Below are 13819 nucleotides of genomic sequence, written 5' to 3'. Positions count from 1 at the left end.
CTCGACAGATTACTCCACCGCATAGATGAAGCCTTCCGGCGAGGCGTTGACGGTCACCCGGGCGATCGGTTCCCCGCCGATCATCCGTTTCAGTATATTGCGGCTCAGTTCCGGCAGAAGCGTGTTGGTGAGGATAGCGTCGATCATCCGGCCACCGGATTCGATCTCGGTACAGCGCGCCTTGATCATCTCGAGCACGCCCTCCCCGATCACCAGTTCGGCGTCGTTGGTCTCGCGCAGCCTGTGAGCGATCTTCCTGAACTGGTGGCTCGCGATCACCTCGATCATTGCATCGGAGAGCGGATAATAGGGGATGGTCACGACACGGCCTAGAAAAGCCGCGGGGAAGACTTTCAGCAGCGGCGTACGAAGCGCGGCATCCAGGTCCTCTATTCCAGTGCGTACCTTTCCCCCCCTGGTCATCTCCATGATGACATCGGAGCCGACATTGGAGGTCAGCAGGATCAGCGTGTTCTTGAAGTCGATACGCCGTCCCTCGCTGTCATCCATCATGCCCTTGTCGAAGACCTGGAAGAAAATCTCGTGGACGTCCGGATGCGCTTTCTCGACCTCGTCGAGCAGGATGACCGAATAGGGCTTGCGCCGCACCGCCTCGGTCAGGATACCGCCCTTGCCGTAGCCGACATAGCCGGGCGGCGCACCCTTCAGCGTCGAGACGGTGTGTGCTTCCTGAAACTCCGACATGTTGATCGAGATGAGATTCTGCTCGCCGCCATAGAGCGTCTCGGCGAGCGCCAGCGCCGTCTCGGTCTTGCCGACACCGGACGGGCCGCAAAGCAGGAATACGCCCACCGGCTTTTCCGGCGCGCCGAGCCCTGCGCGGCTTGTCTGCACGCGCCTGGCGATCATCTCCATGGCATGGTCCTGGCCGACCACGCGTTCGGCCAGCGTCGTGGCCAGCCTGAGCGCCTTTTCGGTCTGGCTTGAAAGCATGCGCCCGGTCGGGATGCCGGTCCAGTCTTGAACGACGGCAGCGACGGCATTGCGGTCGACGGAGGGAAGTATCAGCGGCGTCTCGCCCTGCGCTGCGTCGAGTTCAGCCATAAGCTCCCTGAGCCGTGCAAGATCGGCAGCAGGATCGTATGGTTCGGCCGCTTCGCCGCCGGAGACATCATCAGCCGCTGCCGGCGCGCCGGTCGGCAATGCCGGGCTTTCGGAACCGCTGCCCGATGCCACTGCAGACTCTACGGCGGCGCCTTCGACGGCGGTTTCTTCCCTATCGAGCGGCACGCCCCCGCTCCTTAGCCGCGCCCTGAGTTCCAGGATTTCCCTGACCAGCTTCTTCTCGCGCTCCCAGCGGTCCTCGGCGGCCGCAAGCTCGGTCCCGGCGTCCGCCAGCCCGGCCTCGACCCGCGCCTTGCGCCCGGCCACATCGATACCGATCGCTGCCTCGCGGCTTATGATGCCGCTTTCGACCTCGAGCGCCTGCTTGCGCCGCAATATGTCTTCGACCTCAGCCGGCGTCGCATGCTGTGAAATCGCGACCCGCGCCGAGGCGGTGTCGAGTAGGCTGACCGCCTTGTCGGGCAATTGACGCGCCGGGATATAGCGATGCGACAGCGAGACGGCCGCCTCGATCGCCTCGTCCAGTATCTGCACCTGGTGGTGCTCCTCCAGCACGCCCGCCACGCCGCGCAGCATCAGCACCGCCGTCGCTTCCGACGGCTCCTCGACCCGCACCACCTGGAAACGTCGCGTCAGTGCCGGGTCCTTTTCGATATGCTGCTTGTATTCGGCCCACGTCGTCGCCGCGATGGTGCGCAACTCGCCCCGTGCCAATGCCGGCTTCAGGAGATTGGCGGCATCGCCCGTTCCCGCCGCTCCGCCGGCGCCGATCAGCGTATGAGCCTCGTCGATGAACAGGATGATCGGGATTTCGGAAGACTGCACCTCGTCGATGACCGCTTTCAGCCGCTTCTCGAATTCGCCCTTCACGCTGGCGCCCGCCTGCATGAGACCGACATCGAGCATGCGCACGCTGATGCCTTGCAACGACGGGGGCACGTCGCCCTGCGCGATCCTGAGCGCGAAACCTTCGACGACCGCCGTTTTCCCCACGCCCGCCTCGCCGGTCAGGATCGGGTTGTTCTGCCGCCGCCGCATGAGGATATCGACGATCTGCCGGATCTCCGGATCACGCCCGACGACCGGGTCGATCTTGCCGTCACGCGCGCGCTCCGTCAGGTCGGTCGCATATTTCGCCAGCGCGGAATCGCCGCCAGGCGAACGGCGCGGCGCTTCCGTCTTTTGCTCCGCAGCGGCGGCGGAAGCGTTTTCGAGAGAGCCCGAAACGATCTCGCTGAAACGGCCGAGCGCGGCATCCGCGTCGATCCTGTCGAATTCCGGGCTTATCTTCGAGACGATGCCTTCGAGCGCCGGCGTCCTGAGGCAGGCCAGGATCAGATGGCCGCTCCGCACCTCCTCGGTGCCGAACTCAAGCGAGGCAAGGCTCCACGCCTCCTGTATGGCGTGGAAGATATGATCGGAGAATTCCTCTATCGAGGTTGCTCCGTAGGGCAGCTTGTCGATGGCGCGCGCCATGTCGCCAGCGAGACGGCTGGCGTCCGCCCCCGCATCGGCCAGGATGAGCTGAACGTCCGATCGATCCGACAGGACCAGTTGTTCGATGAAGTGGACAAGCTCGACATAGGGGTTTCCCCTCAGCTTGGCTGCGTCGGCCGCAGCCTTGAACGCACGTACACAGGTTGCATCGAGCTTTCCAACCAGCTCCTTGCGCTTGAAACCCTGTGATGGCCTGCGCTGTCGAACGCTGCTCGTTTCCATGGGACCTGCTCCAGAAGCGGGACCACTGCGCATCCAAATTGCCACAGAATGAAGACTTACAAAAGCCGGCAGTCCATCGAGTTGTAAAAGACCCTCTGCTTGGCCAGTTTTTACTAGCCGGAGTCCTCAGCAGGTGCCTCCACTATAGTAGTACTACTTACCATTGTTTTATTTAAGTAATACCACTTTTGCGCGATATAAATGGATTTAATTTTAGGCTTTCATCTCTAAACGGAATCACCCTTTTCAGTCCAAAAATCGTAATAGAATCAATATTCTTCTCTTCTGTTTGAGGAAGAGCCGAAATGTGGTAGAAAAACATGTGTGGTGAATTAATTCGCGCGCTCTCCAGGCAGTCGCTGGCGGGAGGTTGTGTGGTTGATCTCGCTCTCTGGCTCAGCCCATTGGACGGTGAGAATCCGTCAGGGGAGGATTTGCGCAATCATCCGCGCTTTCATGAGCTGGAGCGGCTGGCGGAGCCGCAAATCAAGATCGATTATGACGACCATAACAAGCCGTCCTCCCAAACGAGCATTCCGGTAGACTGGGCGACCGTTCTCGAAACGGCGGAAGAATTGCGCCCACGCGGCCGCGATCTCCGGTTGCTTACCATACTGGCGCGGGCGCTTGCCGGCGAAAACGGACTGGCCGGCGTTGCCGAAGGGCTGACCCTGATCGGCCAAAACCTCGAAACCCACTGGGACAGCATCCATCCCGGACTGCGCCCGGGCGGATCGCCGGCCGATTCCGCATTGCGCAGGGTCAACGCGCTCAGGGACCTGCAGAACAGGAACGGCGGATTGCTCGGCGACCTGCAGGGCCGGACCTTCTTCTCGGTCGCGGCAATCGGTCCAGTGACGGGACGCGATCTCGAACAATGCGCACTGGACGAGCGGACCGTCCTGCAAGAGGCAGCCTCGGGGCTCAATGCTTCGGAGAAAGCCGAACTGGCGGCCACCCATGCCAGATTGATCGGACGCGTGCGCGGGGCATGCGCCGCGCTCGCCGACAATAATCCGGACGAACTGGCGGCATTCAGGGAAGACGGGCGAGCCGCGCTGTCGGCTCTCGATGCGGTCGACATGGCGCTCAACCGTCGGCTGGAATCGTCGGGACCTGTCCTGCCGGAGTTCAGGAAGTTCCTGGAAAGGATCGTAACGACGCTGGAGCGGACCGGTCCCAAATCGGCAAAGCCGAACGGCGTCGCCAAAGCCGATGAAAAGCCGACGGAGGCTTCGGAAGCTCTCGATCGCCGCGCACCGGCCTTCGCGCAAGAGCAAGGCAACGGAGGAAGCACGACGATGCTACCGGACAGGATCGGATCGCGCGAAGAGGTCGTCAAATGCCTCGACCTCGTGGTGGATTTCTATGACCGCACCGAACCCTCGAGCCCCATCCCGCATCTGGCTCGCCGCGTCCGCAAGATGGTGCACATGGACTTCGTCGAGCTCATGGAAGACCTCGCGCCGTCCGGTCTCAAGGAATTCCGGCTTCTCGCCGGTCTTACCGACAGCAAGAAAACTGCCCAATGAGCGAGAGGTGACAAGCAATGCCCGCAGAAAGCAAAGCAAAGGTCATAGAGCGCAATCGCGCCCCGCGCGTGCAGATCGCCTATGACGTGGAAACCTACGGCAGCCCGACGACGATCGAACTCCCCTTCGTCATGGGCGTGATGGCGGACCTCGCCGGCGCCTCGCAAACGAAAGAAGCGGCAAAAACGGTCCAGGACCGTGCCTTCGTCGAAACCGATGCCAACCGTTTCCCCAAATTCATGGAGGCGCTGGCGCCGCGCGTGAAGGCGCGCGTCAAGAACACGCTTCCGCAGGCGGAAGGCAAGGAGCGCGACGAGGAACTGATGGTCGACCTGACCTTCACGAGGATGGGCGATTTCGCCCCCGACAAGATCGCGGAGCAGGTGCCGCAACTGGCGGAAATCCTTAAGATGCGGCGGCAACTCGTGGAACTGCTCGGCTTCATGGACGGCCGCGTGGATGCCGAAAAACGCATCGCTCAATTGCTCAACAATGAGCCGCTGCTTGGGAAGATCGCGTCCCAGGCGATGTCGGACGACGACAAGGTCGAGGAGTAGACGATGGCAGAGCAACAGAAAACCGCAGCCGTCGCCGAGGCCGAAACCATCAACCTCGACGAGTTCGGCGAACTTCTCGAGAAGGACTTCAAGGTCAAGAAGGACGACAGCGAAAAGCTACAGCAGCTCGTGCGCAATCTGGCGCTCGCGGCGCAGTCCCGCTCCGACACGACCGCGATCTCGTCGAATGCGATCAAGTCGATCAAGTCGCTGATCGCGGGCATCGACAAGGTCCTCACCGAGCAGGTGAACGAGGTCCTTCATTGCCCCGAGGTCCGCGAGATGGAGGGCACGTGGCGTGGCCTCTGGTACCTCGTGAACAACACAGAGACCGACCAGAAACTCAAGATCCGGGTGATGAACATCACCAAGGACGAACTGGCCGATACGCTCGAAGACTATGAAGGCCAGATGTGGGATCAAAGCCCCGTCTTCAAGAAGGTCTATACGGACGAGTATTCGATGTTCGGCGGCGAACCTTTCGGCTGCCTCATCGGGGCCTACGAATTTTCCAACCACCCGCGCGATGTCGGTCTCTTGCGCAACCTTTCCGGCGTCTGCGCTTCGGCTCATACGCCCTTCATAGCGGCGGCGTCGCCGCGCCTCTTCCGCATGGATAGCTGGCAGGAACTGCCCAATCCGCAGGATCTGCAGCAGATCGTCTCGAACCCCGCCTATGCGTCATGGCAGTCGCTGCGCGAAAGCGAGGACGCCCGCTATATCGGGCTGACCATGCCGCGCGTATTGGCGCGCCTTCCCTACGGAGCCGACACGGTCCCGGTGAAGGGCTTCGCCTTCGAGGAGGAGACCAAGCAGGACCATCACAAATATGTCTGGATGAACGCCGCCTTCCCGATGGGCGTCAACATCAATCGCAGCCATAAGCTGTTCGGTTGGGGAACGCAGATCCGCGGCGTGGAAAACGGCGGCACCGTGCTCAACCTGCCTGTACATTCCTTCCCGACCGACGACGGATCGGTCGCGATGAAGTGCCCGACGGAGGTGGCCATCGACGACCGGCGCGAGGCGGAGCTCGCCAAGCTCGGCCTCATGCCCATCCTGCACCGCAAGAACACCGACCTCGCCGCCTTCATCGGGGCCCATTCGCTGCAAGACGACGAAACGCGAGCCGGGCGCCTGGTCGACCCGGACGCGCAGTCCAACGAACGGCTGAGCGCCAACCTGCCCTACCTCTTCCCCGTCTCGCGCTTCGCCCATTATCTGAAGGCGATCGCCAGGGACAAGATCGGCTCGTTTAAGGAACGCTCCGACATGGAGGTCTGGCTGACCGAGTGGATCAACCGATATGTGCTGGCGAATCCCGCATTCGCCGACGACAAGGCGCGGGCGAAGCGGCCGCTGGCCGCGGCGGAAGTCCAGGTCGATAGCGTCGAAGGCCGGCCCGGCTACTACAACGCCCGCTTCTATCTCAGACCGCATTATCAACTGGAGGGGATCAACGCTTCCCTCCGGCTCGTTTCCGAACTGCCATCCGTAAAGAACTGATCAGGCCGACAAGCGAGGGAGAGCGACGATGCCTGAAGAGACGCGAATGAAAATAGACGGATTTCTCAAGGTTCCCGACATCAAAGGCCCCAGCAAACGCGATGGCCACGAGGACGAGATCGAGGTTTTCGGCCTGAACTTCGAAATGAAGGCGCCACACGACCCGAACTCATTGTCGCGGCGCGGACGGGTGGCGCTTGGAACGATCGCGTTCACCAAGCACTACGACATGTCTTCCCCCTATCTGGAAAAAGCGCTCTTCGAAAACACGCTCATGGACGAGGTCAAGTTCTCGGCAAGGCGGACGATCGAGGGCGAGACGAAGGACTACCTCGTCATTACGCTGAAGGATGCATCGGTCACCGATTACGAGATGGCCGCCAGCACCACCGACCCCGACCTGATCGAAGACAAGGTGAGCTTCGCCTACAAGTCCATCGGCTTCAATTACGATGGCGAGCACGAGATCGAAATGGATGTCCATGTCGGCAAGTGACGGGCGCTTGCGACGCAAAGACAACGGTATTGCGCAGGGCGCCGGCAAAGCGAGGCGGGAAGCGTTCCAGCCCTCGCTCTGGGATCGTCTGGTCAACGACCTGCCCGGGCTGATGTCGGAAATCGACGCGTTGCGACAGGCGCTGGTGGAGGAACTGGGGGCTGAGAAACTGGAGACGCTTCTGGCCGGCGGAAGGCGGGCAATCGACACGGATGCGGACCTTTCGCCCGAATGCGTCAAGCGCCTGCACCGCCTTGTGATGCAGAACGAAAATCGAGGGGAACTGGAAAGGCGCGGGGTCGTCGTCTCGGCATCCGTGCTGCGCGAAGCGGTCCGGCGCGATATCGAGGCGCTTTTCAATTCGGAGCGCTTCGAATCCACCCCGCTGCTCTCCGACCTCGAAGCGGAACAGACGGAAGACGATCCGCCCGCTCTGGCCGACTTTCCGCTGGCGCGCCGCAGCGTGGTGAATTACGGCGTCCCGTCTTTCTCCGGGCGCTCTTCCCGGGACTTCGACCGCGACAGTCTCGCCAAGGAAATCCGGGCCATCCTTGCCACCTACGAGCCGCGCTTGAAGGATAGCGCCACCACGGTGACCGTAGCACTGGGCGACAAGAATGTCGGCCTGAAGATCGACATCGACGCTGTGCTGATCACGACGCCGTCACCGGAGCGGCTGCGCCTCAGGACCACCGTCAATCTCGATAACGGGATGGCCCGCACGGACATCACGGACGGCTGAGATGGACCGCGTCTTTCTCGAATATTACGAAGAGGAACTGACGCATATCCGTGATCTCGCGGCCGAATTCGCCGACATGCATCCCGCCGTCGCGCGCAATCTTTCGCTCGATACCGTCCCCTGCCCCGACCCCTATGTCGAGCGGCTCCTGGACGGGGTGGCGTTTCTCGCGGCCCGCACCCGGTTGAAGGTGGATGCCGAGCGCTCGCGTTTCGCCCGCGCCGTCATCGACGTTCTTTATCCCGACCTGATAGCGCCTACCCCGGCCACGGCCATGGCTGTTCTAAAGCCGGGGCAGCAGGTGCAGACGATGATCGGCGGGCATGTCGTGCCGCGCGGCACCCGCCTCGTCTCCGGGCTGCAGCCGGGCCTTTCCACACGCTCTACCTACACGACTGTGCAGGACGTCCCGCTATGGCCGATCGAGATCGCATCGGCCGCCTATTTTCAGGACAGAAGCGCGCTTGCCACGGCGGGGATCGCTGCACCCGATGGCGTTTCGGGTGAGGCCGCGCTCCGCATCACGCTGCGCCGCAGCGGCAAGGGATTGCTTTCTGAACTCGCCGTCGACCGGCTCGATTTCCATTTCGCCGGCCGGGCCAAGGCGCCTGCGCTTTTCGATGCGATCTTCGGCGCCTGCGGCGCGCTTTGCGCCCGCTCGGCGGGGAAGACGGAACACCTGGCGGTGCTGCCGCCGCCGGAGATGGCGGGCATCGGCGACGGCGAGGCGCTACTGCCGCGCACGCGCGAGACCTTCGAGGGCTACAGGCTCCTGCGCGAATATTTCGTTATGCCCGAGCGATTCCACTATGTTCGTGTCAATGGTCTCGGGCCCGTGGTGAAAGCCTCGAACGGCGAATTGGAGATCGTCTTTCTCCTGAGCCGCCCGATCCCGGAACTCGCAGATGTCGCGGCGGAGCATTTCGCTCTTTTCGCCACGCCGGTGATCAACCTCTTCGAGCGCGAATGCAATATTATCGAGTTGGACAACCGGCGCACGCGACAGATCCTGCATGCCGACCGCACGCGGCCGAGGGATTTCGAGATCTATCGCGTCCTGCGCGTGGAGGACGCGGATAGCGAAGGTTCGGACAGCGAGGTTCCCGCGCTGTTCGGCCTTGACCAGAATCGCGGCAGCGGCTGGGTCTATTCGACCGAGCGACGGCCCCGGCGTGCCGCCGAGGACGAGCGGCGCGAAGGCGTCACCCGGACGTCCTATACGGGCGACGATCTCTTTCTCGCCGTATCGAGACCGGCCGGATCGACGCCCAGCCGCCCTCTCAAGCGCCTCGACGTCGTCGCATTGTGCACGAACCGCGACCTGCCGATCCTCGACGATACGCCGACACTGACTCTTGAGAGCGGCGACCCGGTCGATACGGTGAAACTCCTCGGGGCGCTGAGGCCGCCGCGATCCTCCATATCGGCCGCGCTGCCTGCCGGCGCGGAAGGCGAATCGCGGACGGATGAACTCGCCTGGCGGCTCGTCTCGCAGCTTTCGCTCAATTTCCTGAGCCTCGCCGCCGAGGGCCGCGGCGCCGATCCGCTTTATGCCGTTCTCGACCTCTACGCCGACCGCGGCGATCCGGGCCTCGCACGCCACGTGCGCTCGATCAGCCGCGTGGATTCACGCCCGGTCGTGGAGCGGCTACCGATCGCCGGACCAATGTGCTTCGGGCGCGGCATCGAAATTGTCTTGCATGTCGATCAGTCGGTGCTGGCCGGCCAGAGCACGCTGCTTTTGTCGGCCCTTTTGTCGCGGCTGTTCGCGCGTCACGCCGGCATCAATGGATTCGTGCGCACGCGCACCCGGCTGATGCAGAAGCAGGAGGATGTGTCATGGCCGATGACGCCGGGCAATCGCTACCTCATCTAGAAGCCGCGACGCCGCTTTCGGAAGCCTTCGATTTCTTCGAGCTGTTGCGTCGTCTGGAGCGCGAAGGTCGGCTGTTCGGCCATTCGGGACGTCTGGCACGCGAGCCCGCACGGCTCGACCAGCATGTCCGCCTCGGTTTTTCTCCGCGCGACGTGATGCATTTCACGGCCGAGGGGGAGAAAACTCCCGCTCGGGTCACGGTCGCGAATTTCGGGCTGCTCGGGCCGGAAGGGCCGATGCCGCTCCATGTGACGCGCTGGGTGATGGACCGGCTCTCGCAGAGATGGTTCGCCGGCCAGGAAGCGAAGGAGACGAGCGACACCACGTTTGTCGACTTCGTCAACGTCCTCCAGCATCGGCTGACCGCGCTCTTCTACCGGGCCTGGGCGGACGCCATGCCCGCCGTCCAGGTGGAGCGCGCCGATGGTGACCGCTTGCTGGCGATGCTGAGGTCGATGGCGGGCATCGGGCTGCCCGGTACTCGTGAAAAGGAAGGCACCGGGGACAACACCGGGCTCGACCGCGTGAAAGTCGCCCAGTCCGCCTCGCTTGCCATACAGCGCGACGGACCCGAACGGCTTACGCAGTTTCTTGCCGAGGCGTTCGGCGTGCCGGTGCGCCTCAGGGAGTTTGTCGCGGCATGGCTTACGGTGCCGGTTTCCCTGCAGACACGCCTCAGCGCCGCCCATGCGAGCCTCGGCAGCGCCGCCACGATCGGACCACGCACCTTCAGTCGCCAGAGCCGCATCGAAATCCTTGTCGGCCCGCTCGACCTCAAGACCTATATGTCGTTCCTTCCTGGCAGCGGCCGGCTTCGCCTTTTCGCGCGGGCCGTCCGCGATCTGATCGGCGAAGGCCTCGACGTCGATCTTCGTCTCGTGCTTGCCCGGCCGGAGGTGCCGCAGGCACGCCTGGGGAAATCGCAGCTTGGGCGGACCGCCTGGCTGGCGCCGGCCGACGACGCTGCGGACGCGGATGATCTGCGCCTGCGCACGATCGTCGGCTGGCGTCCCGAAGCTTCGGGGGCCGCGGCATGAGCCTTGTTCTGACGATAGAACACGGCCCCCGTGCACAGACGGTGCGTCAGGCACGTCTCGACGAAGGCGAACTCGTCATCGGGCGCAGCACCGAAGCGGACTGGCAGATCGATGACCCCGATCAATTCGTGTCGCGCACGCATTGCCGGATCAGCGCCGAGCGGGGCGGATATATCGTCACCGACACGTCGAGCAGCGGACTCTTCATCGACGATGCCGGCAGCCCGCTCGGGCGCGGCAACTCGGCGCGGCTGATGAGCGGCATGCGCCTCAGGCTCGGCGACTACATCGTCGGCGTCGATCTTCAGGGCGCGGACATAGGCGGGAACCGCACCGCCGATGCCGGCACTCCGTCACCAGGCGCTCGCTCGTCGGTCAGCCTCGACCGCGACGATTTCTTCTCGATCCGCGCCGAGGAAGAGCCCGCGCGGCCGCGGCCGGCCGAACTCCCCGACCCGTTCGAGCGGCCGGTCGCCGGAGCGTTCCGCAACTCCGAAGAGCCCTTGCGTTCGCCCGCCTTCGACGATCCGTTCAGCCTCGATCCCGTTTCCACGCCCGACCCCGGAAGTCCGCCGCCGGCATATGGACACGGACAGGGGGACGCTGCCTTTTCCTTCGATCCGCATCCCGGCGAACAACCTGCACAGGCGACCGAGCACACCACCACGGAATGGGCCGGCGGTGGCGCCGATTTCGACTTCGGTCGTCCGGAAGCGCCGAAGGCGGGCCGGGAAGACCCGTCGGCCGCGAAAGACGCCCAGGAGCGGCCGGAAAATGCCTGGAACCTGCCTCCGGCTCGAAAGGCAGCCGTGCCTCCACCGGCGGCGGGCGCCGCCCCGGCCAAGATGCCGCGCGCGGCCGCGCTCTATTCGGAGTCCGCGCTGCGCGAGGCGTTCCTGCGCGGCCTGGGGCTCGACCCGGCCGATCTTTCGGACCGCGACCCCTTAGCCGAGATGGAAAGGTTCGGGCGGCAGTACCGGCTGATGATGGAAGGGCTGATGCAGTTGCTGCGCAAACGCGCGGAAGAGAAGGGCAATGCCCGCGTCGCCCAGACGGTCGTCGGCGCGTCGGCGGTGAACCCGCTGAAATTCCTGCCGACGGTGGACGATGCGCTGGCCACCATCACCGCCGGGCGCAGTGCCGGCTTCCTGCAGGGAGACGAGGCCATCGCCGATGCGGTCCGCGATCTGGCGGAGCACCACGTGCGGGCCTGGCGCGGGGTCCAGGGGGCATTGCGGCGCATGATCGACCGCTTCGATCCCGTTGCCTTCGAGGAAGAGCTGAAATCGACATCGGCGCTCGACAAGGTGCTGGCCGGAGGCCGCGGCGCCAAGCTTTGGGAACTTTACAAGAAACGCCATGGCGAAATCGCCGCCAGCGCCGAACAGCGCTTCCTGGGCGAGATCGGGGCCGATTTCCGCAATGCCTATGAGGAGGAGTAGAACATGCTGGATCGTCGCGAATTTGTCCTTGCCCTGGGCGCAGTCGGACTGTTGAGCGCCTGCCAGAGCGGGCCGCCCAAGCCCTCGTCCGTCGTCCTCAACTTCGCCGGCGAAAAGGGCATGAACCCCGCCCCCGACGGCAGCGACCGGCCGGTGACGGTCATGATCTATCGTCTTCGCTCAACCGGAAAGTTCAATTCGGCCGACTACTTCGCGCTCGAGGGCAACGCAGCCGGCACGCTCGGCGCCGACCTCATCGGGCAGGAACAGGTCGCCGTCGGCCCGGGGCGGACGGCATCCAAGGCGATAACGGTCGAGGCAGACGCTGCCGCGATCGGTCTCGTCGCCCTCTTGCGGCAGCCCAACGGGCGCTCCTGGCGGGTCACACGATCGGTGCCGCCGGGATCGAAGATCACGCTTAACGTCAGGCTGGGTGCCGGCGGCATCTCGGCCTAGCGCAAAAAACCGACAGGGGTGGAGATCGGCGCAATGAGCGATGCCAACCGGGTGCTGTGGTCCGAAGGCCTTTTCCTGAGGACCCAGCATTTCCAGCAGCAGGATCGCTTCCTCGAAGCAACGGTGCGCGGCGCCCTGCAGGCCGGCAACCTGCACACGTTCGGCTTCCGGGCGCTGACGCTCGATCCCGCCCAGCTTGAGGCCGGGCAGATCGCCGTATCGTCGGCGCGCGGCATCTTTCCGGATGGAACGCCGTTCTCCATTCCGGACACGATGGACGCGCCGCGTCCATTGGCTGTCACGGCCGACACCACGGGCGGCCCGGTCCTCATCGCGCTGCCGCTCGAACCGCCGGGCGGCATCGGTTTCGATCCAGCGCATGCCGAGCCGACCGGCGCGCGCTACCGTGGACGCATCGTCACCGTCCGCGACGCCGTCGCCGGCGGTGCCGACCCCGAGGAGATCGAGATCGCCCGGCCGCAGGCAGTCTTGCTGCCACCCGGCAAATCGGTGGGCGGCTACACGGCTCTTCCCGTCACGGAAATCCACGGCCTGCGCGCCGACGGCGGCATTGCCACCGAGGAGACCTTCCTGCCGCCGGCTTTGGCGACGGCTGCAGCGCCCTGGTACGCGCAGTTGATGCAGGAGATCATCACGGGTCTCGACCAGATCGCGGACGCCCACGGCAAGATGGTGCTGGGCGGGCCGGGCCGCAGCGTCGAGGACCTCATGATGTTGCATCTCGCCAACACGGCGAGACCGCGCCTAGCGCACGTACTAGCGCAGGAGGTCTATCACCCGGCCGAACTGTTCCTCGAGCTCTCGGGCCTTGCCGGCTCCATGGCGACCTTCGGCTCGAGCAACAGGCGGCTCCGCGAGCTACCGCCCTACGATCACATGGCGCCGGGGCCGGCTTTCGCGGAACTGGCCGACACACTGCGTTCGCTCATCCTCAGCCTGCGGTATGTCGAGCCGAAATCGCGCGCGCTTCCCGTCATGCGCCACTCGACGAATGTGTGGAAGGTGCGCATCGACAACCCGAAGCTCCTGGTCCAGAGCCGTATCGTCGTGCGCGTCGGCTCGGAGCTTTCCGAGGACGCGCTTCGCAAGATTTTCGTCAACCAAGTGACGGTCGGCGCCGCCGATGAATTCGAAGGCCTGTGGAAATCGCGCCTCCCCGGCATCCCGCTGAAGCCGCTGCATTCGCAGCCGCGCGAAATCCCCTATGACGGCGACCGCCTCTGCCTTGAACTCGACCAGAAGAGCGAGCACTGGGCCTCGCTGCTCGACGCGCCCGGCTTCGTCATCGGCGTTTCCGGCGTGCTCCCCAGCGAGCCGCAGGTCGATTGCTTCTCGGTGAACAGGTGAGC

Annotated in this window: 11 protein-coding genes; 10 read left to right on the top strand and 1 reads right to left on the bottom strand. The window is 64.2% G+C overall.

The window, feature by feature from the left end; all coding sequences use genetic code 11:
- Nucleotides 1-9: 9 nt before the first annotated feature.
- Nucleotides 10-2805: a type VI secretion system ATPase TssH gene (gene tssH, locus RBH77_RS09755; RefSeq protein ID WP_311031927.1), complete on the bottom strand. Its 2796-nt coding sequence runs from the start codon at nucleotides 2803-2805 to the stop codon at nucleotides 10-12.
- Nucleotides 2806-3179: 374 nt separating this feature from the next.
- Here tssH and tssA point away from each other — a divergent pair, with 374 nt between their 5' ends.
- The 10 genes from tssA to tssK are packed head-to-tail and all read left to right on the top strand — an operon-like array spanning nucleotide 3180 to nucleotide 13817.
- On the top strand, nucleotides 3180-4337 hold the full coding sequence (gene tssA, locus RBH77_RS09750) for a type VI secretion system protein TssA (protein WP_311031926.1): 1158 nt from the start codon (nucleotides 3180-3182) through the stop codon (nucleotides 4335-4337).
- A 17-nt stretch (nucleotides 4338-4354) separates the two neighbouring features.
- Nucleotides 4355-4894 carry a type VI secretion system contractile sheath small subunit gene (gene tssB, locus RBH77_RS09745; RefSeq protein ID WP_311031925.1) on the top strand — a complete coding sequence of 180 codons (540 nt, stop codon included), beginning with the start codon at nucleotides 4355-4357 and terminating at the stop codon, nucleotides 4892-4894.
- Between the two features lie 3 nt (nucleotides 4895-4897).
- On the top strand, nucleotides 4898-6400 hold the full coding sequence (gene tssC, locus RBH77_RS09740; RefSeq protein WP_311031924.1) for a type VI secretion system contractile sheath large subunit: 1503 nt from the start codon (nucleotides 4898-4900) through the stop codon (nucleotides 6398-6400).
- Between the two features lie 46 nt (nucleotides 6401-6446).
- Complete coding sequence (locus tag RBH77_RS09735; RefSeq protein ID WP_311032492.1) at nucleotides 6447-6896, top strand: Hcp family type VI secretion system effector; 450 nt, start codon at nucleotides 6447-6449, stop codon at nucleotides 6894-6896.
- On the top strand, nucleotides 6883-7638 hold the full coding sequence (tssE, locus tag RBH77_RS09730) for a type VI secretion system baseplate subunit TssE (RefSeq protein ID WP_311032491.1): 756 nt from the start codon (nucleotides 6883-6885) through the stop codon (nucleotides 7636-7638). Before RBH77_RS09735 ends, tssE begins: the two co-directional genes overlap by 14 nt.
- A gap of 1 nt (nucleotide 7639) precedes the next feature.
- Nucleotides 7640-9514: a type VI secretion system baseplate subunit TssF gene (gene tssF / locus RBH77_RS09725; RefSeq protein WP_311031923.1), complete on the top strand. Its 1875-nt coding sequence runs from the start codon at nucleotides 7640-7642 to the stop codon at nucleotides 9512-9514.
- Nucleotides 9478-10551, top strand: coding sequence for a type VI secretion system baseplate subunit TssG (gene tssG / locus RBH77_RS09720; RefSeq protein ID WP_311031922.1), 1074 nt, complete (start codon nucleotides 9478-9480; stop codon nucleotides 10549-10551). The genes tssF and tssG overlap by 37 nt, the downstream gene beginning before the upstream one ends.
- Entirely contained in the window at nucleotides 10548-11993 is a 1446-nt protein-coding gene (gene tagH / locus RBH77_RS09715) for a type VI secretion system-associated FHA domain protein TagH (protein ID WP_311031921.1), read from the top strand. The genes tssG and tagH overlap by 4 nt, the downstream gene beginning before the upstream one ends.
- 3 nt (nucleotides 11994-11996) lie before the next feature.
- Complete coding sequence (tssJ, locus tag RBH77_RS09710; RefSeq protein WP_311031920.1) at nucleotides 11997-12449, top strand: type VI secretion system lipoprotein TssJ; 453 nt, start codon at nucleotides 11997-11999, stop codon at nucleotides 12447-12449.
- A gap of 33 nt (nucleotides 12450-12482) precedes the next feature.
- Complete coding sequence (gene tssK, locus RBH77_RS09705; RefSeq protein WP_311031919.1) at nucleotides 12483-13817, top strand: type VI secretion system baseplate subunit TssK; 1335 nt, start codon at nucleotides 12483-12485, stop codon at nucleotides 13815-13817.
- The last annotated feature ends 2 nt before the right edge of the window (nucleotides 13818-13819 follow it).

It is taken from the genome of Mesorhizobium koreense, assembly GCF_031656215.1.
GTDB classification, from domain to species: Bacteria; Pseudomonadota; Alphaproteobacteria; order Rhizobiales; family Rhizobiaceae; genus Mesorhizobium_L; species Mesorhizobium_L koreense.
This window is presented reverse-complemented; position numbering and strand designations above follow the sequence as displayed.

Coding starts and splice junctions, on each gene's coding strand:
- tssB (WP_311031925.1), top strand. CDS start 4,355: ATGCCCGCAGAAAGCAAAGCAAAGGTCATAGAGCGCAATCGCGCCCCG.
- tssE (WP_311032491.1), top strand. CDS start 6,883: ATGTCGGCAAGTGACGGGCGCTTGCGACGCAAAGACAACGGTATTGCG.
- tssK (WP_311031919.1), top strand. CDS start 12,483: ATGAGCGATGCCAACCGGGTGCTGTGGTCCGAAGGCCTTTTCCTGAGG.
- tssJ (WP_311031920.1), top strand. CDS start 11,997: ATGCTGGATCGTCGCGAATTTGTCCTTGCCCTGGGCGCAGTCGGACTG.
- tssG (WP_311031922.1), top strand. CDS start 9,478: ATGGCCGATGACGCCGGGCAATCGCTACCTCATCTAGAAGCCGCGACG.
- tssC (WP_311031924.1), top strand. CDS start 4,898: ATGGCAGAGCAACAGAAAACCGCAGCCGTCGCCGAGGCCGAAACCATC.
- RBH77_RS09735 (WP_311032492.1), top strand. CDS start 6,447: ATGAAAATAGACGGATTTCTCAAGGTTCCCGACATCAAAGGCCCCAGC.
- tssF (WP_311031923.1), top strand. CDS start 7,640: ATGGACCGCGTCTTTCTCGAATATTACGAAGAGGAACTGACGCATATC.
- tssH (WP_311031927.1), bottom strand. CDS start 2,805: ATGGAAACGAGCAGCGTTCGACAGCGCAGGCCATCACAGGGTTTCAAG.
- tagH (WP_311031921.1), top strand. CDS start 10,548: ATGAGCCTTGTTCTGACGATAGAACACGGCCCCCGTGCACAGACGGTG.